Origin of the sequence: Bacillus sp. CH140a_4T (assembly GCF_008923725.1) — a bacterium.
Classification (GTDB): domain Bacteria; phylum Bacillota; class Bacilli; order Bacillales; family Bacillaceae_G; genus Bacillus_A.
In genome coordinates this window covers 29479-52818 of the sequence record NZ_WBPF01000013.1, presented here as the reverse complement: position 1 = coordinate 52818, position 23340 = coordinate 29479, and the positions used below count along the sequence as shown (strand labels likewise).

Annotated in this window: 25 protein-coding genes; 18 read left to right on the top strand and 7 right to left on the bottom strand. The window is 33.1% G+C overall.

From position 1 onward, the window contains the following. Positions 1-104: 104 nt before the first annotated feature. The 7 genes from F8162_RS08910 to F8162_RS08875 all read left to right on the top strand — a co-directional run bounded on the left by F8162_RS08910 (position 105) and on the right by F8162_RS08875 (position 5796). Complete coding sequence (locus F8162_RS08910) at positions 105-1514, top strand: glycoside hydrolase family 1 protein (protein ID WP_151632554.1); 1410 nt, start codon at positions 105-107, stop codon at positions 1512-1514. Between the two features lie 30 nt (positions 1515-1544). Then, positions 1545-2252: a GntR family transcriptional regulator gene (locus F8162_RS08905; protein WP_151632552.1), complete on the top strand. Its 708-nt coding sequence runs from the start codon at positions 1545-1547 to the stop codon at positions 2250-2252. A gap of 213 nt (positions 2253-2465) precedes the next feature. Next, positions 2466-2657 (top strand): hypothetical protein, encoded by a 192-nt coding sequence (locus F8162_RS08900; protein ID WP_151632550.1) that lies wholly within the window; start codon positions 2466-2468, stop codon positions 2655-2657. Positions 2658-2830: 173 nt separating this feature from the next. Then, positions 2831-4264 (top strand): PLP-dependent aminotransferase family protein, encoded by a 1434-nt coding sequence (locus F8162_RS08890; RefSeq protein ID WP_151632548.1) that lies wholly within the window; start codon positions 2831-2833, stop codon positions 4262-4264. Positions 4265-4297: 33 nt separating this feature from the next. Further along, positions 4298-4654: a CidA/LrgA family holin-like protein gene (locus tag F8162_RS08885; protein ID WP_151632541.1), complete on the top strand. Its 357-nt coding sequence runs from the start codon at positions 4298-4300 to the stop codon at positions 4652-4654. Between the two features lie 23 nt (positions 4655-4677). Then, positions 4678-5349, top strand: coding sequence for an LrgB family protein (locus F8162_RS08880; protein WP_151632539.1), 672 nt, complete (start codon positions 4678-4680; stop codon positions 5347-5349). Between the two features lie 21 nt (positions 5350-5370). Further along, a complete protein-coding gene (locus tag F8162_RS08875) occupies positions 5371-5796 on the top strand; it encodes a YfmQ family protein (protein WP_151632537.1) in 426 nt (141 codons plus the stop codon). Positions 5797-5818: 22 nt separating this feature from the next. Here the strand turns inward: F8162_RS08875 and F8162_RS08870 are convergent, their stop codons facing one another. Beyond that, positions 5819-6289 carry a CBO0543 family protein gene (locus F8162_RS08870; protein WP_225990153.1) on the bottom strand — a complete coding sequence of 157 codons (471 nt, stop codon included), beginning with the start codon at positions 6287-6289 and terminating at the stop codon, positions 5819-5821. Further along, a complete protein-coding gene (locus F8162_RS08865) occupies positions 6195-7373 on the bottom strand; it encodes a DUF2515 domain-containing protein (protein WP_151632535.1) in 1179 nt (392 codons plus the stop codon). The genes F8162_RS08870 and F8162_RS08865 overlap by 95 nt, the downstream gene beginning before the upstream one ends. Before the next feature lie 310 nt (positions 7374-7683). On the opposite strand from F8162_RS08865, the gene F8162_RS08860 reads away from it, so the two are divergent. Genes F8162_RS08860 through F8162_RS08845 form a run of 4 tightly spaced genes read left to right on the top strand, consistent with a single transcriptional unit; the run spans position 7684 to position 11037 of the window. Then, on the top strand, positions 7684-8670 hold the full coding sequence (locus F8162_RS08860) for a UDP-N-acetylglucosamine 4,6-dehydratase family protein (RefSeq protein ID WP_151632533.1): 987 nt from the start codon (positions 7684-7686) through the stop codon (positions 8668-8670). Then, positions 8667-9578 (top strand): NAD-dependent epimerase/dehydratase family protein, encoded by a 912-nt coding sequence (locus tag F8162_RS08855; protein WP_151632531.1) that lies wholly within the window; start codon positions 8667-8669, stop codon positions 9576-9578. Before F8162_RS08860 ends, F8162_RS08855 begins: the two co-directional genes overlap by 4 nt. A gap of 25 nt (positions 9579-9603) precedes the next feature. Continuing rightward, positions 9604-9924, top strand: a complete 321-nt coding sequence (locus F8162_RS08850) for a DUF6572 domain-containing protein (RefSeq protein ID WP_151632529.1) — start codon at positions 9604-9606, stop codon at positions 9922-9924. A gap of 48 nt (positions 9925-9972) precedes the next feature. Further along, positions 9973-11037, top strand: a complete 1065-nt coding sequence (locus tag F8162_RS08845; protein ID WP_151632527.1) for an undecaprenyldiphospho-muramoylpentapeptide beta-N-acetylglucosaminyltransferase — start codon at positions 9973-9975, stop codon at positions 11035-11037. Between the two features lie 100 nt (positions 11038-11137). Here F8162_RS08845 and F8162_RS08840 read toward each other — a convergent pair whose 3' ends face one another. Then, on the bottom strand, positions 11138-13858 hold the full coding sequence (locus F8162_RS08840; RefSeq protein ID WP_151632525.1) for a bifunctional diguanylate cyclase/phosphodiesterase: 2721 nt from the start codon (positions 13856-13858) through the stop codon (positions 11138-11140). 415 nt (positions 13859-14273) lie between these two features. On the opposite strand from F8162_RS08840, the gene F8162_RS08835 reads away from it, so the two are divergent. From F8162_RS08835 to F8162_RS08820, 4 genes are all read left to right on the top strand, one after another. Then, a complete protein-coding gene (locus F8162_RS08835; protein WP_151632522.1) occupies positions 14274-14663 on the top strand; it encodes a VOC family protein in 390 nt (129 codons plus the stop codon). Between the two features lie 209 nt (positions 14664-14872). Continuing rightward, on the top strand, positions 14873-15688 hold the full coding sequence (locus tag F8162_RS08830) for an alpha/beta fold hydrolase (protein WP_151632520.1): 816 nt from the start codon (positions 14873-14875) through the stop codon (positions 15686-15688). Positions 15689-15718: 30 nt separating this feature from the next. Beyond that, on the top strand, positions 15719-16294 hold the full coding sequence (locus tag F8162_RS08825; protein ID WP_151632518.1) for a histidine phosphatase family protein: 576 nt from the start codon (positions 15719-15721) through the stop codon (positions 16292-16294). A 318-nt stretch (positions 16295-16612) separates the two neighbouring features. Beyond that, positions 16613-16930, top strand: coding sequence for a hypothetical protein (locus F8162_RS08820; RefSeq protein ID WP_151632516.1), 318 nt, complete (start codon positions 16613-16615; stop codon positions 16928-16930). A gap of 89 nt (positions 16931-17019) precedes the next feature. Here F8162_RS08820 and F8162_RS08815 read toward each other — a convergent pair whose 3' ends face one another. Beyond that, positions 17020-17664: a YczE/YyaS/YitT family protein gene (locus tag F8162_RS08815; RefSeq protein ID WP_151632514.1), complete on the bottom strand. Its 645-nt coding sequence runs from the start codon at positions 17662-17664 to the stop codon at positions 17020-17022. Between the two features lie 193 nt (positions 17665-17857). Between F8162_RS08815 and pepT the strand changes: the two genes are divergently transcribed. Then, positions 17858-19090, top strand: a complete 1233-nt coding sequence (gene pepT, locus F8162_RS08810; RefSeq protein WP_087958665.1) for a peptidase T — start codon at positions 17858-17860, stop codon at positions 19088-19090. 37 nt (positions 19091-19127) lie between these two features. Here pepT and F8162_RS08805 read toward each other — a convergent pair whose 3' ends face one another. From F8162_RS08805 to adaA, 3 genes are read right to left on the bottom strand one after another with little or no spacing between them, the layout of a single operon-like run. Further along, positions 19128-20039: a DNA-3-methyladenine glycosylase family protein gene (locus tag F8162_RS08805; protein ID WP_151632512.1), complete on the bottom strand. Its 912-nt coding sequence runs from the start codon at positions 20037-20039 to the stop codon at positions 19128-19130. Then, a complete protein-coding gene (locus tag F8162_RS08800) occupies positions 20036-20566 on the bottom strand; it encodes a methylated-DNA--[protein]-cysteine S-methyltransferase (RefSeq protein WP_151632509.1) in 531 nt (176 codons plus the stop codon). The genes F8162_RS08805 and F8162_RS08800 overlap by 4 nt, the downstream gene beginning before the upstream one ends. Next, positions 20547-21143 (bottom strand): bifunctional transcriptional activator/DNA repair enzyme AdaA, encoded by a 597-nt coding sequence (gene adaA / locus F8162_RS08795; RefSeq protein ID WP_151632507.1) that lies wholly within the window; start codon positions 21141-21143, stop codon positions 20547-20549. Before adaA ends, F8162_RS08800 begins: the two co-directional genes overlap by 20 nt. A gap of 154 nt (positions 21144-21297) precedes the next feature. Between adaA and F8162_RS08790 the strand changes: the two genes are divergently transcribed. After that, positions 21298-22056, top strand: a complete 759-nt coding sequence (locus F8162_RS08790; protein ID WP_151632505.1) for an exodeoxyribonuclease III — start codon at positions 21298-21300, stop codon at positions 22054-22056. 297 nt (positions 22057-22353) lie between these two features. Further along, on the top strand, positions 22354-23319 hold the full coding sequence (locus F8162_RS08785) for an iron-hydroxamate ABC transporter substrate-binding protein (protein ID WP_060631908.1): 966 nt from the start codon (positions 22354-22356) through the stop codon (positions 23317-23319). The last annotated feature ends 21 nt before the right edge of the window (positions 23320-23340 follow it).

The following is a 23340-nucleotide window of genomic DNA, read 5'->3' as shown; positions in this document are numbered from 1 at the left end:
AAAAATAAAAATATACGATATAATCATACATATAAAATTTGTACCTATAAATTTTATACGTATATATAAATTTGATTTGTTGTAATGAAATGGAGGTATATAACATGAAGTTTCCACATGATTTTTTATTCGGAGCTGCTTCAGCTTCTTATCAAGTAGAAGGTGCATGGAATGAGGATGGAAAAGGTGTTACGAATTGGGATGAGTTTTCCAAAATTCCTGGCAAAACATACAATGGAACAAATGGTGATGTAGCTGTTGATCATTATCACCAATATAAAGAAGATGTTCGCTTAATGGCTGAGATGGGGTTAGAATCGTATCGTTTTTCTATTTCTTGGGCGAGAATATTGCCGACTGGAGATGGAGAGGTAAATGAAAAAGGAATCGAATTTTATAACAAATTAATTGATGAATGTTTAAAATACGGGATTGTACCATTTGTCACTTTATATCATTGGGATTTACCATTACCGTTGGAAAAAGATGGTGGATGGACGAATAAACGAACAGCAGAAGCTTTCGTAAAATACGCAGAAATTTGTTTTAAGGCATTTGGTGATAGAGTTAAACATTGGATTACTTTTAATGAGACAGTAATGTTTTGTGGATTAGGTTATTTAAAAGGAGCACATCCACCAGGGATACAAAATGATGTTCCAAAGTATTTTCAAGCGACGCATTATGTATTTTATGCACATGCGAAAACAGTTGCGGTGTACAAGCAGCTGAAACAATATGGGGAAATTGGGATTACACATGTTTTCTTACCTGCTTATAGTATGGATGGTCAAAAAGAAAATATACTGGCAGCAAGGCATGCGAATGAATATGAAACGTATTGGTATTATGATCCAGTTTTAAAAGGTGAGTATCCGTCTTATGTTGTACAACAATTAAAGAAAAAAGGATGGACTCCTAATTGGACGGTTGAAGAATTAGAAATCATTAAACAAAATGCTGAAAAGAATGATTTTATTGGCTTAAATTATTATCAACCAATACGAGTAGAAAGATACGATATGGATATAAATGACGGGGAGCATTCTCGAGAAAACTCAACACTTGCTCCAGGTAATCCTTCTTTTGATGGTTTTTATCGAACAGTTAAAATGGATGATAAAACATATACGAAATGGGGATGGGAAATATCTCCCGAAGGTTTCTTAGATGGATTACACATGTTGAAAGATCGTTACGGTGACATAAAGATGTATGTAACGGAAAATGGACTTGGTGATGAAGATCCAATCATTGACGGAGAAATTGTAGATGTTCCGAGAATTAAATTTATTGAAGAGCATTTAAAAGTAATAAAGCGTGCAATTGAAGAGGGAATCAATTTAAAAGGTTATTATGCATGGTCAGTGATTGACCTTTTAAGTTGGTTAAATGGATACAAAAAGCAATATGGCTTTATTTTTGTCGATCATAATGATAACTTAAAACGTAAGAAGAAACTTTCGTTTCATTGGTATAAACATGTGATCGAAACGAGAGGAGAAGAGTTATAACAGATAAAAGAGTATTTTAGGAGACAGTGTATGAGTGCAAAGTATAAACAAATTGCAGATGTGTTAGAGCAAAACATTCGAGACGGGCTTTTTAATGAAACGAAAAAACTGCCTACAGAAGAAGCGTTAATGAATCGATTTGAAGTAAGCCGTAATACGATACGTAAAGTAATTAGTCAGCTTGTGAATAGAGGTTATATTTTTCAAGTGCAAGGCAGTGGCATGTTTTTACGCGAAACTTCTGTAACAGATTATATTAATTTAGGAAGTTTGCGTGGATTAACGAAAAATCTCGTTTCGCAAAATATTGAAACGAAAGTGTTAGAACTTGAAGTAATAGGTGCGGACGAAGAAATCGCAAAGCGGATGCAATGTGAAGCTGGAACTAGGATATATTTTTTGAAGCGTTTAAGAATTGTAGATGGAAAACCATTCTCTATTGAAGTAAGTTATTTCAAAAAGGATATTATTCCATATTTGAATGAAGAAATAGCATTAAGCTCTGTATACAGTTATTTTATTGAAGATTTACGATTAAACATAGGTTTTGCCGATAAGGTAATTAGTTGTGAAAAAGTAAATAAAGAAAATGCAAAGCTTCTAGAAATAAATGAAGGTGATCCGGCGCTTCTTATTGAAAATACAGTTTGTCTTGTAAACGGGACAATTTTCGAATTATCTCAATCGATGTTTCATTATGAAAAGACTAAACTTTTAAATCGGATCAATTTCAAGTGAAAATGAATATAATTAACTTTGCTAAAAAGCAACTGATCATAACGGATCAGTTGCTTTTTATTTTCAAAGTGGATGAGTAAAAAAACACGAAAGTGGTTGGTCCGTTTTTTGCGAACATCCATTATGATAAGAGAAGAAAGGTAGTATGTTATTAACGTTTTAAAGAGGAGTTTCTTTATTAAAATAGCTTGTCTTTAGAGAGGTGAAAATACAATGATTTTTGCAATTTCACTAGTGGTTATTATTGTAATTGGATCGCTGTTTGGGACCGTGCTAGTTGCACGAAATGTGGAGGAGAATTACGGGGAATCTACAAAGAGAAATGTGAAAAACTTATCAACTATTTATATTCTTCTTCTTTTCGTACTACTTGTTGGGGTAACTTGGTATGCAGTAGTGATTTAATAGTTTTGAAAGAAAAAGGTTAACATTGTGTATGAAGAAGGTATGCAAGAAACAGTTGAATAGTTAGAGGAAGAACCGTTTTGGATATATCCATTTAAGGATAAGAAAATGTGACTGATTCATACTATTATTACTTAAATAAGGGATAGTTCGTTTTGAGAGGGGGCAACAAGGTGGAATGGAAACCAAATCGTGCAGATAAGACGCCTGTATATAAACAAATAGCGGATTATATTGAAAGGGGTATTTCTTCAGGTGAGTTTCCTTCTGACAGTAAGTTACCTTCTGAGCGTATGTTAGCAAAAGAGTTACAGGTGAACCGAAGTACGATAGTAGCTGCATATGAAGAATTAAAATCACTTGGAGTAGTAGAACGCCAAAAAGGAAGCGGGACAAGGGTGAATACAGACATATGGGGTGTTTCACATAAACGAATACCGAACTGGGGTAGGTACGTTGAGGATGGATCGTTCTTACCTAATGTACCACTCGTTCAACAAATTAGAACGGAAACACAAAAAGACGACTTAATTAATTTAGCGAGTGGTGAATTGTCACCAGAATTAATTCCGAGTGATAGATTCCGAACGATTTTGTCAGAGAAAACATTTATGGAAAACCTCGGTTATGACCATCCACTTGGAAATGAAATGTTGAGAAAAACAATTGCAGCACATGTTCAGCAATATAAACAAATTGAAGCAGATTCGAATTCTATCCTTATTACATCTGGCGCACAACAGGCACTTAATCTTATCGTTCAATGCTTATTAAAACCAGGAGATGCGATTGCAATTGAGGACCCTTCTTATTGTTTTTCATTGCCGATGTTTAAATCTGCTGGCCTAAAAATATTCCATTTACCTGTGGATCAGCATGGAATGAATCCAAATGATTTAATTGATTTGCATAAAAAACATCGTATTCGCATGGTGTTTTTGAATCCAGATTATCAAAATCCAACCGGAACTGTGCTTTCATTAGCAAGACGTAAAAAGATATTGGAACTGTCTTCTGAATTTGGGATTCCTATTGTAGAAGATGATCCGTATAGTTTAACGTCATTTAATGGAGAAGTGAATCCAACATTAAAATCAATGGATCAAAACGGTAATGTTCTTTATATAAGTTCATTATCAAAAATTGTTGCATCAGGCTTACGTATTGGCTGGGTAATTGGTCCTACGCGTGTAATAGAACGTTTAGCGGATGCGAAGCAGCAAGTTGATTTTGGGCATAGTGTATTTACGCAGTGGGTGGCAAATCAGTTTTTAGAATCAGAAGATTTTCATGCACATATTACAATACTCCGTAGACAATTGAAAGAAAGAAGAGATGTGTTAATTAGAAAGCTTGAAGAAATATTAGGGGACCAGGTTGAATTTTTTGTTCCAGAGGGTGGAATACATTTATGGTGCAAAGTGCAAGGAACGTTTGATGAATATCATTTGTTAGGCGAATCTATACGAAATGGTGTAGCGTTTGTCCCGGGAAGTGTTTTAGGTACTAATAGTGAATATATTCGTTTTACTTTTGGGAGAGTAAATGCCGAACAAATTCACCTAGGAATGACGAGGTTTGCGGAAACGTTACATGAGATTTCATAATAGTGATGCGTAATATTGAAATGAGGGAAAGAAATGAAGTACGTGACGCTTTTACTTCAAGTAGGCGTGCTATATGTATTTAGCTTAGTTGGTACGTGGATTCAAGGCGTATTCCATTTATCGATGCCAGGAAGTTTAATAGGGATGTTAATGCTGTTTCTACTCCTTTCTACTCGTATTTTACCATTAAAGTGGTTTGAAGTTGGTGCGGAAAAGTTAATCATATTTTTACCGTTATTTTTAATTCCTTCGACAACAGGTTTGATGGAATACGGGTCTTTTCTTTTCAGTAAGGGGAGTATTATATTCCTTTTAGTAATTGTAAGCACGGTAGTAACATTGGTTGTTTCAGGGTATATAAGTCAATTATTAGTAACATCAAAAAAATAAAATCGACAAGGTGCAATGTGCAAATGTTCTTAATTATTATTACTGTAGTAATGTATGTATTGGCGACAAAGTTATATAAAAAATTCCCGTTTCCCTTTACGTTACCGGTGTTAACAGTTACAGCAAGTATGATTTGCTTATTTTTCATTTTAGGTATTTCGCATCATGAGTATCGAGAAAATGGAGGAGATATTCTTTCCAGTTTATTGAGTCCTGCAATTGTGGCGTTAGCAATCCCTTTATTTAAAGAGCGAAACATACTTATGAAAAACTTCTTGTCGATACTTATCGGGGTAGCAGTAGGTATGGTGGCTTTAACGAGTATGAATGTAGTGATTGGCGGGATGTTAAATATAGATAAGGAACTCATAGTAACGACACTGCCGCAATTAGCGACGATGCCTATCGCCATATCATTAGCGGATCAAATTGGGGGTATTCCATCCATGACTTCTAGTTTTGTAGTTGTTGCAGGAATAACAGGTGCTATGATCGGACCGACAGTACTTAAGTTTTTCCATATAACAAGTGCGATTGGAAAAGGAGTGGGGATGGGATGCGCATCACATATTATCGGTGTGAGCCGTCTCGTGAAAGAAGGCGAGAAAGAGGCGACAATCGGTTCGGTAACGATGATTGTAACTGGAATACTCATTAGTATATTTATACCTTATGGAACGAAATTTATATTTTAAAATGAAATGGTGATGATAAAAATGACAACATGGTTTATAGTTACCTTATTTATTTTTGGCGCTCTTAAAGTAATCGTTTCTAGTATGCCAACTTCTGTTGTAGAATCAATTATTAGTAGATTTGAATTACATCAAAAACTTGAGGAAGAGAATACCTCTATATCGATAGATGGCAAGAATATAGAGGGAGAAATGAAACTACAAGTTATTCATGAATTTAATGAGGCTTTATTTTTAGATAAACATTATTTCGCGCCACAAGGGGAAGGAACACCGATCGTTATTAACACGAAGAAAGGGAATAAAGAGATTCGATTTTCTCTATATAGCCACGAGGAACATGTGGATGTAATTAAGCAATATAAGAAGAAAATCGTTGCCTACCGTTTACGTTCAAAAAGCCTTCAAAATCTTGCACCATTAGCAATAACTAAAGATTATGCTTAAGAAGAGATCTATAATGGTCTCTTTATTTTTGTATGAAATGATATAGTTTCCAAATAAAAGAAAAGAAAATCATATAGCCAAATAAAGAATATGTATGACTCCAATCTACACTATGAATAAATAAACCAAATCTTTCAGCAACCTGCTCAAAAATGCTAGCGCAAATACCAATTGAAATAATAAATAGAATTCTAGAAACTGCAGATAATGTTTTTGAAATTTGTATGAACATCGTTGTTGAAATTGGTAGTACAAAAAAAGTAAAGCCGATGTTAACTGAAAATATGGAGGAGAATGGCCTAACTGGGAAAGAATATATTTGTTTCGCAACAAAGAAAGCATCTAAGCAAGTTCCAATAATAGAAGAGAATAAGATTGTAATAACTAATGCGAAAAGGTTATTCTTCTTCTCGAAGGAGGACGTTTTTCTTTGCAAGAATGGCAAGTTCAATTTTTTCGAGCGTTTTACAGTAGTCTTCTGTAATTTGTCCATTTATATTTTCCTCCTTATCTACTAAGTAATTTACAACTTGCCAGTCCGTAAACCAATCTTCACTGTCAACTTCTACATGCTTCATATCTCGCCATGCATAGATGAGTGCAGGACTGTATATACGATAAGCGCCACTACGCAACTGGCATTTCTTTATTCGACGTTTATAAAATTCACGGGAAAAAGATTCATTGACACTTGAAAATAAATGAGGCCAGTAATCTTTCCTTGACCCTGTATGTGGATGGTGCTGGGCCCAGCTTATTATTTGAGATAAAACATGTGTGTCTCGAAATAATAATGAATATAACCTTTTTCCAATTAAGATTCGTTCGTGTAAGGAAGTAAAATGTTTCATTGTATCACCAAATAGTAATACTTTGTGTTTCTTATCATTTTCGTAGAATGGGAAAAGGATATGATTAAACTGAAAGAAATCAAAGAGTTTAAATCCAATACTATTAAGTACAGTCTTTTTAAAATGTATATTTTGAATCACTCTTTTTTCTAAGTAGTTTTGTTCATTAACAATAGTTGCAAGGGCTAATGTTTTTTTGTTACCTGTTTTCCAAAAATCGTTCCACATCGTTTCCATAAATGTAGAAACATTTAGGTGAGGGAGAAGGTGAAATAGCTTTTGTGCTCTTTTTACACTTTGTTCATAAAGCAGGAATTGAGGATATACATCTTGGAAAATAAGCCAATTCCCTCTTTCTAAAAAAGAAAAAAATGTGATTTGATCTTTTTCTGATAAAATTTTCGTATATAAATCGCCCTTCAAATCAGTCATATTCCAACCGCCGTTACGTGATACCATATGCCCAAGTAGTGCCCAATGTATTTCTGGATATTGAATGTAAAATTGGTAGTATGCGCGTGTTCTTGTCACATTATTTTTATTTAGCTGTTCTGTTTGTATTTTTATGTTGTTGATGATGAGTTGCTCTTCTTTCGTTAATTTATACATCGTGCCAGAATGAATAAGTTTGCTTTTTTGTTTCAATTCATTTTTCACATCGAATAGGGAGAGAGGCAGGGTTTGGGAAGGTCCGTTATATGTATGATTTGAATTACTTCGGTACATTCCATTACCTCCCTTTTTCATAAAATTAAACATGATTACTGGCTATGAATCATTCTATTTATTTTATTACGAGTATAAGAAATAAATGAGCGGTGTTTTTTTACAAGAATTTAGTTATCATGCAAAAAGTATAAAAAATCTTACTGTTGTAAGGTGAAATAAAAAACAGAAACTATGTTTAATAGTTTCTGTTTTTTATTTTTGTCAATTAAATGTAACAAACGATGATTATGATTTAAATCAATTGAAAATAATTCAATACATTTTATAAAAACAATTTTAATTGAAATGTGTGGTAGGAGGAAAAGAAATGCTAAATAAAATAATTTTAATTACTGGTGGTACAGGTTCGTGGGGACATGAACTTATAAAACAACTATTAGAAAAATCACCGAAAGAAATTAGGATTTTTTCAAGAAATGAAACGATTCAGTTTGAAATGCAGCAACAGTTTATAAATGATGATAGATTAAAATTTATTATTGGAGATATTCGTGATAAAGATCAACTAGTATATGCTTGCCAAGGTGTACATTATGTATTCCATCTTGCAGCTTTAAAACATGTTCCAGTATGTGAGTATTATCCTTATGAAGCTATAAAAACCAATATACATGGTACGCAAAATGTAATTGAAGCATCTATACAGATGCAAGTTGAGAAAGTTATATATGTTTCAACGGATAAAGCAGCTGACCCATCAAATACGTATGGGATGACAAAAGCAATTGGTGAGAAGTTAATGGTTCATGCGAATAGGCAAACGAAGAAAACAAAATTCATTTGTATTCGTGGTGGAAATGTTTTGGGGACGAGCGGAAGCGTGGTACCACTTTTTAAAAAACAAATCAAAAAATCTTCACAAGTAGGGATTACCGATGCAAATATGACTAGATTTTTCTTAACGATTGAAGATGCTGTTGGATTGTTATTTAAAGCCTTATATCAGGGGAGAGGTGGAGAAATCTTTGTTATGAAAATGCCGGCATGTAAAATAACAGATTTAGCAGAAGTGTTAATTGAAGATTCGAAAAAGGAAAACGTGAAGGTAAAAGAAGTAGGGATAAGACCAGGGGAAAAATTAAGTGAAATGCTTTTATCTGAGGTAGAGAGTAAAACAAGTATAAGTTTTGATCAAAATTATTTTGTGGTACTACCGACTATTCCTATAGAAGGGCTACAAGAATATTATGCTAGTTATCCGCTAGTGGATGTGAAGAGTTTTAGTTCTCAACAAGACTTGCTTACAAAACATGAGGTGAAACAAATGTTATTAAAAGGAGGGTTTTTACGATGAAAAAAAATGCGAACCTTTTAATAACTGGTGCAAATGGTTTCACAGGACGCCATGCTTGCCAATATTTTTTAGAGCAGGGCTTTCATGTAATTCCTATGTTTCAAAATCGTGCACATAGAGAAAGTATTGGGAATGGTATTACTTGTAATTTAACTAATAAGAGCGAAGTAATGAGGGTAATGAAACAAATAAAGCCAGATTATGTATTGCATTTAGCAGGAAGGAATTCGGTCATAGAGTCTTGGACAGCTGCTCTTGAATATGTAGAGGTTAATGTAATAGGGACATTATATTTATTAGAAGCAATTAAGCAAGAAGCACCTCATTGTAGAACATTGGTTATAGGATCTGCTTTGCAAGCAGATTGTATGAGCAATATAAAAATTTCAAATCCATATAGTTTAAGTAAAACGATGCAAGTCATTATTGCAGAGGCGTGGAGTGAATTAATGAATTCAAATATTATCATTGCAAAGCCCACGAATTTAATTGGTCCAGGAATATCAAATGGCATTTGTTCGATTCTCGCAAAAAAAATGATAGATATAGAATCAGGTAGAAGTAAAGCCGTTATTGAAGTAAACAGTTTAAAAGATAGTAGGGATTTTTTAGATGTACGTGATGCGGTTAAAGCGTATCATGTGTTATTACGAGATGGGATAAATGGAAAACAATATAATATTGGTTCAGGAGTGAAACGATCTTTATTAGATGTACTAGAACAATATAAAGAATTAACACGATTGAATTTTTTTATAGATGAAACAGAGAAAAGTGGGAGCGACTCAAATGAGAGTTTAGTAATAGAGGATATAAGAAGGTTAGGGTGGATCCCAGAAATTCAATTTCATCAATCATTAAAAGATGTACTTGAGTATGTGAAGTGTAGTGATATTTGCATTCAATGAAAAATAAAAAGGGTGTAAGAAATATATGAATGACTATAAAACAATAGATAATCAAAATACGCTAGTTCTTTTAATTGTTGATATGCTGGACTGGAAAAATGAAGAAGAGCATGTTTTGCGCCTCTATGAGGCGATAAATAAATGTCGTGCTTATGTGGAAGGGAAAAAGGGTGATAGGGGAAATATGGTAATGGATACAGGGACTAGGTTTGTAATCCAAGTCTTAGCTCAGTATGAATGTAGTGAGTATGGAAATGATTTTTATGATCTCATTTATGACTTTTTGCAAGATATAGGATTTGAGTTAAATGTTTATATAAATAATAGTAAGTTTACTTACGTTTAATAGATAAGTATAAAAAAAGATTTTTAATGATAAAGGTGGATAAAAACTATGAATAAAAAGATTCTCTTTACTGGGGGCGGTACAGCCGGACACGTAATGATTAATATGGTATTGATTCCTAAATTTATGGAAAATGGGTGGGGAGTTGAATATATTGGATCTCAAAATGGAATTGAAAAATTATTAGTTCAAAGTGTTAAGTATAATAGTATTTCAACAGGGAAGCTTAGGAGATATTGGGATTGGGAGAACTTTAAAGATCCTTTTAAAATAATAAAAGGTTGCATACAAAGTTATAAATTAATGAAACGAATAAAACCAGATGTTATTTTTTCGGCAGGAGGATTTGTTTCCGTTCCTGTAGTAATAGGAGCGTGGATGAATAAAGTACCCGTAATAATACGTGAACCAGACAGTACGTTAGGATTAGCAAATAAAATAGCATTACCTTTTACTACAAAACTTTGCACAACATTTCCTCAGACCGGAGAAAATGTAAGTAATGAGAAAAAAGTTTATGTAGGACCAATTGTAAGGGAAGAAATTGAGAGGGGCAATGTATTGCGGGGAAGAAGCTATTGTAAATTTCAGCATGATAAACCAGTATTGTTAATTATGGGGGGCAGTCAAGGTGCTCAATGGATAAATGATATGGTAAGGGGAAGTTTGGAAACATTACTATTAAATTTTAATATTGTTCATATATGCGGTAAGGGGAAGGTGGATTCATCTATTGGCATGGAAGGCTATATACAATTTGAATATATAGGGGAAGAGTTGCCGCATATACTAAATATGGCGAGTGTTGTAGTTTCGAGAGCGGGTTCTACGGCTATTTCCGAATTACTATTCTTGAAGAAACCGATGTTGCTTATCCCGTTAACTAACAGTTCTAGTAGGGGAGATCAAGTTTTAAATGCTGAATATTTTTCTCGACAAGGATATGCAGAAGTTATACTCCAAGACAAAGTAAGTACGAATGCATTCATACATGCAGTAAATAAGTTGTATACAAATAAGGAGAGATATATTCAAAACATGAATGGCTATACGAAAACAAATGATGAAGGGATTCATCAATTAATAGATATAATAAATGAAGTGGTGAAGTAGTAGAAATTTAAATGGAAAAAACAAAAGGAAAGAAGGTATCTTCTTTCCTTTTTATTATAGTTGTTCAAATTCATTATTACTTATCCCGATTAGCTATGTATTATGGTTGAATCCCACTTTCTAATAGCTCAGTAAATACATTAGTATGAATAGGTTTGCTGTAATAGTAACCTTGAATAAACTGACATTTATTTTTTTGAAGGAAATGCACGTGTTCTTTCGTTTCTACACCTTCAGCAATGACAGACATTTCTAATGTATGTGCTAATGTGATAATCGTTTTAATAATTTCCATTCCATCTTCACACGTTTCAGACATTGTAATAAATTCTCTTGGGATTTTTAACGTATCTATTGGATATAAAGGTAAATACGCTAGTGAAGAATAACCTGTACCAAAGTCGTCGATTGAAATGTGAACTCCTAAACCCTTTAGTGTGCGCAGTTTTATCAATGTTTCTCGCTCATCCATCATTGCAATTCGTTCTGTTAATTCAAGATCGAGAGAACTGGCTGGTAAGCCTGTAGTTGCCAAAGTAGAAGAAATAGACTTTACAAAATCTTCTTGTTCAAATTCTTTAGCAGATAAGTTTACACCAATTTTTAAATGAGAATATCCGAGTGTGTGCCAACGTTTCATTTGCTCACAGGCTTGCTGTAATGTCCACTTTCCTATTGGAATAATTTGTAGTGTTTCTTCAGCAATCGGAATAAATTCATATGGAGAAATAACGCCTAATTCGGGATGATTCCACCTGATTAAAGCTTCAGCACCGATAATTTTGTTAGAATCGCTATCAACTTGAGGTTGATATAAAAGGAACAATTCTTCATTTTGTATTGCGTTTGGTAAATCTTTTTCTAATCGTAATCGTCTTTCAATTTTTTTAGCAATTACATCGTCATAAATAGTGACAGAGTTAAGTTCTTTTGCTTTCGCATCATACATGGCAATATTAGCGTTTTTTAATAGTGTTTTGATATCTATTCCAGAATATGGATAAATAGCAATGCCAATACTCAGTGATAAAGTTAATGTATGCTCATATATGATAAACGGTTTTTCTATGCATTCAAATAACTGGTTACATAATTGGAATAAGGAATCTTCGTCAGTATAGTTTTCAATTAAGATTGTAAATTCATCGCCACCAATTCTTGACAGATGAGTATGTGATGGAAGACATGATTGGAATCGCTTTGCTACTTCTTCTAATATGTAATCTCCTGCCGAATGTCCAAGTGTATCGTTAATTGCTTTAAAGCGATCTAAATCTAAGTATAATAATGCGAACTCACTGTCTGTTGTTTTAGCATTTTTTATAACTCTTTTTAATTTCTTATGGAAAAAGGCACGGTTTCCAATTTTCGTTACAGTATCATGGAATGCTAAATATTTTATTTCTTCTTGCTGTTTTTTTAGTGCAGTAATATCCTTCACCATAATATAGCTTCCTGAAATTTGTCCGTCTATCATAATAGGAATGATGGTAACGTATAAAAAATAAGTAAAGCCATCTTTATATTGAGAACTAAGTTGTAAGGATGCCGATTCTTGTTGTTTCACTTTTTCTAATGCAGATGCTAGTTTATGTTTATCTTCTTCTAAAATAATCGAAAAACAAGTTTCACCGAGTAACTCATTCGTTGGTGCTCCCAGTAACATACTCCCAGCTTTATTTACATTTAAGAAGATTCCATTTAAATCAATTGTAAAAATAGGATCAGGATGATATTCATATAGTGATTTGAATTTTTGTTGTTTCTGAGATAGAGCCTCTGATTTATAAACTAAATCAGAAGTTCGTAAAGTAACTTTTTCTTCTAGTTGAGCATTAAATGCCTGTAAACGTTTTGTTAGGGAATTGTTTTGCATACGTACAATAGAATGACGAATGAGTACGAAAATAAAAGTAATACAATTTCCTGTAATGAGAGTTGCAGATGCTGTTTGTTCTTTTAATGTAAAGCCGATTAGTATTGCAACAGCAAGATAGGGAAATACAACTAAAGCCTTTTTTCCTATTATAGGGTTAACAATGAAATAATTTTTATGGCTATTATGATCTTCTGAAATAGATCCAGCTATTGCAATAAATAATATAGGTATTCTATATAAAAGACGTAATAATGTTATCGTTTCAGTTGATAAATGATTATTTAAGTAAAAATAAATATAGTTAAAAGTTGCAGAACTTATTAATACAAAAATAAAGATGTAAATTTTCCGTTTGGAATTAAAAATTGTTGGACGGAAAAAAAGACTAACACCTAGTAGAAGAAATAATAAATCTGCAATTGGATATAGAAATGAAAGGAAAACATCTCCTAGTGAAAGAGAGAATATATTTAAATTTGGTTGATTAAATAAATACCACTCCAATGTGAATATGGAAGTAAGTACGATGCATATATCACAAATAAAGAACGCTTTTTCCCATTTATCACATTCTTTTAAAATTTTATAGCAGAAAGCGATAAGACAGAAGAGTAGAAAAAACATGTAAAATACATCAGAAATAGTAAATTGATGTATTGGAATTTCGAAGAAGCTATCTTGATATGTATATACTATTTTCCCTAATAAAAAGCTACCGATTGCTATTGTGATACATATCCAAAACGGATTTGAACTAACTTTTTTAGAATATATAGAGTAAATGAGTGATACAAATGTAATGGCTTCAACGATAAGTGAAGCGAAGCGTACATCCGAATTTGAAAATTGAGTAGGGAACAGATAGAAAAACATAAAATAGATTGAATAGCATATCAATGTTGCGATTAATATACATAGTTGTAAATTTTTATTTAATTTCAATAAAATCACCTTCTTTAATTATGCACTATATTCGTAATATCTATACATAATAATATTACTTAAGAATTGTATCAGATTTCCTTGTAAAAATCATGTTTATAAGGAAAGTGTTAAAGAGTGTAATACTTCTTAAAATTGAAAAAGTATTGTTTTTAATAATATGTACTTCATCAAGATTTCAAATGGAAAGTGTATATTTAGTCATCCTTTGAAGTTTAAAGGTTTTTTAGTGGTTTGTAAGTGAATATGCATAATTGCATAAAGATAACAGATTCCGTTTTATGTAAATAACTTTTAGTATGAACTAAACTTTAGTATGCACCTATTCTCATACTAATGAGGGATTTCAAAAAGATGTTACGTATATACAATAATGCGTAAGCATGTATAAAATTTTTAGTATGGGAGGCAGAGCATGAAGAATTGGGTGAAGTTTCGAATAGCACGTCCAACTGATCGATTTGAAAAGGTTATAGAATTCTATGAAAAAGGATTAGGCTTAAAACGTATAGGTGAATTCTACGATCATGAAGGCTATGATGGGGTCATGTTTGGACTCCCAGATGAAGAGTATCATTTAGAATTTACAAGACATATAGATGGGAGCCCATGTCCAGCTCCGACAAAAGATAATTTACTCGTATTTTATATGTGTGAAGATAGTGAAATGAAAAAGGTGAGCAAAAGGCTGCATGCATTGGGATATGATGAGGTCGAACCTGAAAACCCATACTGGAAAGACAAGGGGATAACGATAGAGGATCCAGATGGCTGGAGAATTGTGTTGATGAAATTAGAGGAATAATGTGTAATGAAGCTTGAAGTTCAAGTAGGGGGAAATATGTAAAAGAGCTTTCTTTTGAGGGGATATACTCATGGAAGGCTTTTTTGTTTAAAATCCGAAAAATAAAATTTGAAATTATATTCTGAAAAGTTATAAAATAAGAACGTGTATTCCTATTGGTTTGAGAGGGTTGTCTGTAAAGATGAAGAGAAAACTAGGGGGCTTTTTTTATGATATGCAGGATTAAGGATGCAGAAATATATTATGAAATCATTGGCGAAGGAAAACCAGTCATTATTATACATGGTTGTGCTCCTGATCATAGGTTAATGCAGAGGTGCATGGAATCAGTATTTCAAAAATATAAAGGTTACCAAAGAATATATATTGATTTACCTGGCATGGGGAAATCGAATGCTCCAGATTGGATAAATAGTTCAGATCATATGTTAGAACTGTTAATTGCATGTATTGAAGAAATCATTCCAGCGAAAAACTTTTTATTAGTAGGAGAATCTTATGGTGGATATTTAGCTAGAGGTATACTTACAAAGCTGTTTGAACGAGTTAATGGATTACTATTAGTATGCCCTGTTGTTGTAGCGGAGCAAGAAAAAAGGACTCGCCCGAATAAACAGGTAATTGTACAAGATAAGGAGTTTTTAAATACACTAACTTCCACTGATAAAGAAGAGTTTTGCGAGTTAGCAGTAGTCGCGAATGAGTATACATATACGAGATTTAAAGAGGAGATTAAGCCGGGACTAGATATTGCTAATTATGAATTTATTGAAAGGTTGCAACAGAATTATTCTCTTACTATGAATTTTCATCATAAGACATATAAGAAACTCGTTCTTTTATTAGCTGGAAGACAAGATATATCAGTAGGTTATCAAGATATTATAGGAATTACTGATGATTATCCAAGAGCGACATTAGCAGTGTTAGATATGGCAGGGCATAATTTGCAAATTGAACAACCTGAATTATTCGAGAGTTTAGTAGGAGAATGGATTAGACGAACAAATCAGCAAAGTTTATAAAAGACGAATGAATATTTTCAAGGAGGAAGTATGAGTACATATATTTATATGGTTAGGCATGGGGAATCACCAAAATTAGAAGGAAATGAAAGAACGCGTGGGTTAACTGAGAAGGGAAGTTTAGATGCTCATAGAGTAATTGAACTATTGAAAACAGAGGGAATTGATACTTTCATTTCAAGTCCGTATAAGAGGGCTATGTTAACGATAGAAAAAGCAGCTGATTTCTATGAAAAAGAAATAGTAGTATATGAAAATCTCAAAGAGTGTATGTTTTCAAATGAGGATCAGATTATATCAGATAAAGAGGTGTATCCACTTGTAAAGAAGATGTTCTCTGATCCAGATTTTGCACTAACAGAAGGAGAGTCATATAAGGATTGTCAGGTAAGGGTAGTGAAAGTGTTAAAGGAAATATTAATGGATTTCCAAGGGCAAAAAATTGTAATTGGTACGCATGGGCTTGTAATGACTTTAATGATGAATTATTTTGATAAGCAATACGGGTTTGAATTTCTTATACATACATCGAAGCCTGATGTATACAAGCTAGAATGTAACGGGGAACAATTAATAAACGTAGAGAGGTTATGGACAGGAGAATGAAATTGCATATACGGAGTATGTTTTAATGGATATTTTAAAAACATACTCTTTTTTTTATAAAGAATCTTTATCAACTATTTTTAGAATCTTAAATCAATAAGTAATTATACAAATTCTGAATAATATAAATAGAAGTGGGCTTAGAGAAACTATTTTAAATATGACAAAACTCCAAACGTTGGATTTCTATTCAATTGGAGAAAAACATGTAAAATTTTGTCTTACGGTCCCCGTTTACTTTTCATTTCATTACATATAGGCTTTGTGGTGTAGAGGGGGAAATCACCTTTACACAAAATTTATAAGGAGGACATTGTGATGAAAAAGATTAAAAAGTTTGCGGGAGTTGCTTTAGCGGGGACGATTGGATTAAGTGGACTACTGTTTTTAGAACCAAGTGTAAGTGCTGCGGAAGCACAGCAAGTGAAAGAGGAGAATTTCAATACAATTGATGTATCGATGAATCTAAATGAATTATATGTATTAAGTGGCAGAAGCATTGATGTTCTTTCTGGAGATAAAGAAGCAATTCAGCTAAATAAATACACAATTCGTTTTAGTAAAGCTGGGAAGTACGTTATTAGGGTAAATGGTTGTATTTATAACGATGTATATACTTTTATTGTGAATGAGTAGTATATATTCTTAAATTGTGAGATGAAAAAAACACCCTATTTGCGGTGAGAATCGTAAATAGGGTGAATTTATTTGTATTAAGTGATGTTTTATAAATTTTCATTAATTTGCTCTTTGTTTTTGCTATGTAAAGTATGTAAAAGTGTTTGAAACATCTTAAATGATTGCTGAAAGATTGGACTTTGAATAAAGGTGTACAGAAAAGTTACGATGAAAACAGGACCTCCTAGTATAAATCCAATAACTAGTACAACACATTCTACTATAATTCTAGCACGGCTAATAGACAGTCCTGTTTTGTCGGAAATAGTAAGCATGAATCCATCGCGAGGTCCAGCACCAATCCCAGCCGCAACGTACATTCCTCCCCCAATACCTGTAATTGCAATACCAGCAAATAAAATGAGTAAGTTTATCCATAAATAATCACTAGCATTTGGAAGGATATTTGATTGTAAGAAAAAGTCCATAATGGGACCGATAAGTAGTGCGTTTAAAAATGTACCCACATTTATATATTTTCGATCTACTAGTAAAGAAATGAGAACGAGACATAATCCACATATGACACTCCACGTACCAATGGTCCATCCAAACCGTTGGTAGAGAGCCATGTTTAAAACTTCCCAAGGATGTAAACCGAGAAATTTAACTTTGACTGCAAGAGCATTTCCAAGGCCGAAAAAAATTAATCCTAAGAAAAAAAGAAAATAGCGAAAGAGAGTTAGCCTCATCTTTAATACCTCCCATATTTTATAATTATGTATATTACATGTAAGAGTCTTAATGTACAAATATTACGACTTTTTAGCTGTTATTTATAATTTCTAAAATACAAATGAAATATATATTCGCAGTCAAAAAAGTTAAAATATTTCGTTTTAAGGATTATAATAGAAAGAGAAACGTAAAAGGGAGTGAACGAGTTTGAAACAAGAACTTATTGAAAGATTTACGAGATATGTAAAGATTGATACACAATCAAATGAAGAAAGTCATACAGTACCAACAACACCTGGACAAATTGAGTTTGGTAAGTTATTAGTGGAAGAGCTAAAAGAAATTGGGTTAACAGAAGTGACGATGGATGATAACGGTTATGTAATGGCAACACTTCCTGCTAATACAGATAAGGATGTTCCTGTAATTGGCTTTTTAGCACATTTAGATACGGCAACAGATTTTACAGGGAAAAACGTAAAACCACAAATTCATGAAAATTTTGATGGCAATGCAATTACGTTAAATGAGGAGCTAAATGTTGTGTTAACGCCAGAACAGTTCCCAGAGTTACCATCATATAAAGGGCATACCATTATTACAACGGATGGTACGACACTTCTAGGAGCAGATGATAAGGCTGGTCTTACAGAAATTATGGTGGCAATGAACTATTTAATACATAATCCGCAAATTAAGCATGGGAAAATTAGAGTGGCATTTACGCCGGATGAAGAAATTGGCCGTGGGCCAGCGCATTTTGATGTAGAAGCATTTGGTGCATCATGTGCTTATACGATGGATGGAGGTCCATTAGGTGGTTTAGAGTATGAAAGCTTTAATGCTGCAGGCGCTAAGTTAACGTTTAATGGAACGAATACACATCCTGGAACAGCGAAAAATAAAATGCGTAACGCAACTAAACTTGCGATGGAGTTTAATAGCTATTTACCGGTGGAAGAGGCACCAGAATATACAGAGGGTTATGAAGGATTCTATCATTTACTTTCTTTAAATGGTGATGTTGAGCAAAATAAAGCATATTATATTATTCGAGATTTTGATCGTGAAAATTTTGAAGCGCGTAAACATAACGTTGAAAATATTGTGAAGCAAATGCAAGAGAAGTATGGACAAGATGCAGTCGTTTTAGAAATGAATGATCAATACTACAACATGCTTGAAAAAATCGAACCAGTGAGAGAAATTGTTGATATTGCATATGAAGCTATGAAAAGCTTAAATATCGAACCAAACATTCATCCGATTCGTGGTGGAACAGATGGGTCACAATTATCGTATATGGGATTACCAACGCCGAATATTTTCACAGGTGGTGAAAACTATCACGGTAAATTTGAGTATGTTTCGGTAGATGTTATGGAGAAAGCTGTTCAAGTTATTATAGAGATTGCAAGACGATTCGAAGAACAAGCTTAAAAAAGAACCAAGTAGTGCAAACGTGCTACTTGGTTTTTTAATATAATACTCGCCACAAATAAAAAGTTGCGTAAGACTCCCAGTTAATCCAATTTGCCGCAAAATCTTTTATTTCCTGTTTAGTCGGTTTACTTTCGGAACCTGTTATATATTTAATTGCATTGTGCAAGCCAACATCGTCAATTGGAAAGGCGGAAGGAAAGCGTAAACAGCGCATTAAAACATAGTTGGCAGTCCACGGTCCTATACCATGTATAGCGGTTAATTGTTTTTCAGCTTGTTTCACATCTTGTATTTGCAGTAAAGATTCTTTTGATAGTTTTCCTTCTGTAATAAGCTTTGCAATACCGATTAAATATTCACATTTTCTAGTCGTCATTTTTAATTTTTTGAGATCGTCTACGTGTAAATGTGCAATTGTTTCAGGAGAAGGGAATATCCAATGTTTTCTATCGTTCCACTCTACATAACTTCCAAAGTGTTCGACTAATCGTCTTTTTAGCGTATAAGCATATGTGAGATTAATTTGCTGACCGATAATTCCCCAGGAAAGTGCCTCAAATAAGTCTGGAATACCTAAAGTACGAAGCCCATAATATTGTTCAATTGGCCTTTGAAGAAGTACATCATGTTTAGCTAATGTATAAAAGGGAGCTAAATCAGTAGTTAAATCAAACCACTCTTTCACATAGTTAGCTACAGCTTCGTGTATCGACTCTTCAGATGTATATAATTCTTCTAAAAAACGTATTTGAATATATCCATCCGTATTCATACTAATTTCAACTAAAGGATTTACGCCCTTAACAGGGATAACTTTATAAATTTTGTTATCTTCAATGTGGAACATACATTCATTGTTAGAACGTGATAGATAGCGTAAATTCTCTTGGAAAATAAATTCTGTTGGAACTGCTAAAGTTAATGTGCTAGTATATTCTGCTGTCATATGCATTCTACCTGCGACTTTTCTAATGTAAGCAACTCTTTTTTCATTTCTAATCCACCTCTAAAACCAGTTAGTTTCCCATTCTTTCCAATAACACGATGACAAGGAATTGTAATGAGAAGAGGGTTGGCAGCAATAGCGGTAGCAACAGCACGTACCGCAGTAGGTTTTTGTATTGTTTCGGCAATTTCTGAATAAGAATATGTCTTTCCATAAGGAATTTCACGTACCGTATTCCAAACAGATAATTGAAATATAGTTCCGTAAGCATCGATAGGGAATGTAAAAGTTTCTCGCCTACTTTCTAAATACTCAATAATTTCTTTCGTATATGTTTGTAGATAATCGGGATTACAGGTCAATATATGTTGTGGCAATTTTTTTCTAGCCCATATATTTAGTTCTTCAATGTTTTCACCTTGAGATCCAATGAAACATAGTCCATTTTCAGTTGCAGCAATATGAAACTGCCAATTTTCATGTGTAAGTAGCGTCCAATATATATAATTATTTTTGTAGGAATTCATTATTGTATCCCTCTTTCATTTCGTTCTTTTTTCGATACTCAGTAGGAGTAAAGCCGGTTTTCTTTTTAAATAAAGTTGCAAAATACTCGGGGTTTTCTATCCCGACAGCAGTACTAATTTCTTTAATGGATTGATTTGTTTGTAAAAGGTGTTCTGCCGCTTTAACAATCCTAAACTGTTGTATATATTCTATTGGACTTATTCCTGTCATTTTTTTGAAAGTGCGTTGTAAATGAAAGGGGCTACCATGGCACATTTCCGCAAGTATGTCGAGAGTTAATAATTCGTTAAAGTGCTTTTCTATATAATCTTTAATTTGTTCTACCCATTCTTCATTAGGTAAAGTTAGTCCATTTGGCTTACAACGTTTGCACGGGCGAAAGTTTTCACTTAATGCTTGCTCTGCATGATGAAAAATTCGTACATTGTTTCTATTCGGTATTCTTGATTTGCATGACGGTCTACAAAAGATTCCGGTTGATTTCACGGCATAAAAGAATTTGCTATCATAGGAAGAATCATTCTGAATAATTGCTTGCCAATGCTCATTTGTTAATGTAATTCCTTCATTGTGCAAAGAACATCACCTCTGAAATTAGTATAACCTGAATAAAGTGCGTATGTATGTATTCACAAATGTAAGAGCAAGATTACAAAGGTGAAAATATGATTGTTTTTCTATTTTGTGATAGCATGAAATTTGGAAATAAACATCAAGAGGAGGGCTATAAATGAAGTTAATTTCATGGAATGTAAATGGTTTACGTGCAGTTATCGCGAAAGGTGGATTTTTAGAATATCTCGAGGAATCAAATGCTGATATATTTTGTTTACAAGAGATTAAATTACAAGATGGACAAATTGATTTAAACTTAGAGAGATATTATACATACTGGAATTATGCCGTGAAAAAAGGCTATTCCGGAACGGCTATTTTCACGAAAAAAGAACCGCTTTCTGTTACATACGGTTTAGACATTGAAGAGCATGATCAAGAAGGACGAGTTATTACTTTAGAGTTCGAAGATTTTTACATGATAACGTTATATACACCGAATTCAAAACGAGGATTAGAGCGTTTAGATTACAGAATGAAATGGGAAGACGATTTCCGGGCGTATATTAAGCGGTTAGATGAGAAGAAACCAGTTGTTTTTTGCGGTGATTTAAACGTTGCTCATAAAGAAATCGATTTGAAAAATCCAAAAAGTAATCGTAAAAACCCTGGATTCTCTGATGAGGAACGAGAGAAATTTACACGTATTTTAGAAGAAGGGTTTATTGATACATATCGTTATCTTTATCCTGATCAGGAAGGTGCATACTCATGGTGGTCGTATCGTATGGGAGCGAGAGCGAAAAATATTGGATGGCGTTTAGATTATTTTGTTGTTTCCGAAAGAATGAAAGACAAGATAACAGAGGCGAAAATTAATAGTGAAGTGATGGGATCAGATCATTGCCCAGTTGAATTACATATAAATTCCTAAAAAAGAAGTATATTCCTGGAAATGGGCGGATACTTCTTTTTTTCTCAGTTTGTTAAAATTTTTCAAATCTTTCTTGAAATAATTGCATATTAAATATATACTTAGTAACGATAATCATTATCAGTGAAAGAGGTTATCAATGGATGAGGTGTAAAAGAATTATAGCTTAGGGGAAGTGAACGAGAATGAGTTCTGGATAGAATTATTAATCTAATGAAATATATATGTAAGACAATTTTCATATAGTTAAATTTTATTAAGAATATTGTTTGAAAATTCGAGAGGAGATATATAAAGATGAATAAGAAGTTATTTACATTAGGGATGGTTACAGTTTTAAGTGTAGGATTAGCAGCATGTAATAGTGCGGATAAGACTTCAGGAGAGCAAAAGCAACAGACAAAAGCTACGGAAACGAAAAAAGACGAAAAACGAAAAATTACATATTTAGGTAAAGAATATACAGTACCAGCAAAAGTAGATAAAATTGCAACAGCTAGTTTAGAGTCAATGGAAGATGCGGCAGTACTTGGAATTAAACCAGTAGGTGCCATTACTGTTGGGGGTAAATTACCAAAGTATCTTGAAAAAGATTTAGAAGGTGCAAAATCTGTTGGTGAGAAAATGGAGCCGAATTTTGAAACATTACTTCAATTAAAACCAGATGTTATTACATCAAGTACGAAATTCCCAGCAGAAACAGCTGAAAAGTTTACAAAAGTAGCTCCTACATTCCCGGTATCACACGTTTCAACAAATTGGGAAGATAACTTAAAGTTAATGGGAGAATTAACTGGTAAAAAAGATAAAGCAGAAAAAATTATTAAAGATTACAATGCAGATGCTGAAAAAGCAAAAGCAAAACTAGGGGATAAGTTAAAAGACAAAAAAGTTCTTGTAATCAGACTTAGAGCAAACGAATTATTCCTATATCCAGAAGGAGTATACTTCAATCCTGTAATTTATAAAGATCTTGGATTAACTGCTCCAGAGCAACTTAAAACTGTAAAAGCACAAGAGAAAATTTCATTTGAAAAACTTGCTGAGCTTAACCCAGATTATATTTTCTTACAATATGAGACAACTGAAAATAAAAACCCGAAAGTGCTAGAAGAAATTGAAAAAAATCCAATTTGGCAAAGTATGAATGCTGCGAAAGAAAAGAAAGTATTTGTAAACGTTGTAGACCCAATGGCACAAGGTGGTACAGCTTGGAGTAAAACAGCATTCTTAAAAGAAGCAGTGAAAAATTTATCTAAATAATACAATAAGTAAGGTGCGTTG

What these genes read in the sequence shown, in the direction of transcription:
- F8162_RS08910 (WP_151632554.1), top strand. Translation starts at nt 105, where the DNA reads ATGAAGTTTCCACATGATTTTTTATTCGGAGCTGCTTCAGCTTCTTAT.
- F8162_RS08905 (WP_151632552.1), top strand. Translation starts at nt 1,545, where the DNA reads ATGAGTGCAAAGTATAAACAAATTGCAGATGTGTTAGAGCAAAACATT.
- F8162_RS08900 (WP_151632550.1), top strand. Translation starts at nt 2,466, where the DNA reads ATGATTTTTGCAATTTCACTAGTGGTTATTATTGTAATTGGATCGCTG.
- F8162_RS08885 (WP_151632541.1), top strand. Translation starts at nt 4,298, where the DNA reads ATGAAGTACGTGACGCTTTTACTTCAAGTAGGCGTGCTATATGTATTT.
- F8162_RS08880 (WP_151632539.1), top strand. Translation starts at nt 4,678, where the DNA reads ATGTTCTTAATTATTATTACTGTAGTAATGTATGTATTGGCGACAAAG.
- F8162_RS08875 (WP_151632537.1), top strand. Translation starts at nt 5,371, where the DNA reads ATGACAACATGGTTTATAGTTACCTTATTTATTTTTGGCGCTCTTAAA.
- F8162_RS08870 (WP_225990153.1), bottom strand. Translation starts at nt 6,289, where the DNA reads ATGGACAAATTACAGAAGACTACTGTAAAACGCTCGAAAAAATTGAAC.
- F8162_RS08865 (WP_151632535.1), bottom strand. Translation starts at nt 7,373, where the DNA reads ATGTACCGAAGTAATTCAAATCATACATATAACGGACCTTCCCAAACC.
- F8162_RS08860 (WP_151632533.1), top strand. Translation starts at nt 7,684, where the DNA reads ATGCTAAATAAAATAATTTTAATTACTGGTGGTACAGGTTCGTGGGGA.
- F8162_RS08855 (WP_151632531.1), top strand. Translation starts at nt 8,667, where the DNA reads ATGAAAAAAAATGCGAACCTTTTAATAACTGGTGCAAATGGTTTCACA.
- F8162_RS08850 (WP_151632529.1), top strand. Translation starts at nt 9,604, where the DNA reads ATGAATGACTATAAAACAATAGATAATCAAAATACGCTAGTTCTTTTA.
- F8162_RS08845 (WP_151632527.1), top strand. Translation starts at nt 9,973, where the DNA reads ATGAATAAAAAGATTCTCTTTACTGGGGGCGGTACAGCCGGACACGTA.
- F8162_RS08835 (WP_151632522.1), top strand. Translation starts at nt 14,274, where the DNA reads ATGAAGAATTGGGTGAAGTTTCGAATAGCACGTCCAACTGATCGATTT.
- F8162_RS08830 (WP_151632520.1), top strand. Translation starts at nt 14,873, where the DNA reads ATGATATGCAGGATTAAGGATGCAGAAATATATTATGAAATCATTGGC.
- F8162_RS08825 (WP_151632518.1), top strand. Translation starts at nt 15,719, where the DNA reads ATGAGTACATATATTTATATGGTTAGGCATGGGGAATCACCAAAATTA.
- F8162_RS08820 (WP_151632516.1), top strand. Translation starts at nt 16,613, where the DNA reads ATGAAAAAGATTAAAAAGTTTGCGGGAGTTGCTTTAGCGGGGACGATT.
- F8162_RS08815 (WP_151632514.1), bottom strand. Translation starts at nt 17,664, where the DNA reads ATGAGGCTAACTCTCTTTCGCTATTTTCTTTTTTTCTTAGGATTAATT.
- F8162_RS08805 (WP_151632512.1), bottom strand. Translation starts at nt 20,039, where the DNA reads ATGACAGCAGAATATACTAGCACATTAACTTTAGCAGTTCCAACAGAA.
- F8162_RS08800 (WP_151632509.1), bottom strand. Translation starts at nt 20,566, where the DNA reads ATGAATTCCTACAAAAATAATTATATATATTGGACGCTACTTACACAT.
- F8162_RS08790 (WP_151632505.1), top strand. Translation starts at nt 21,298, where the DNA reads ATGAAGTTAATTTCATGGAATGTAAATGGTTTACGTGCAGTTATCGCG.
- F8162_RS08785 (WP_060631908.1), top strand. Translation starts at nt 22,354, where the DNA reads ATGAATAAGAAGTTATTTACATTAGGGATGGTTACAGTTTTAAGTGTA.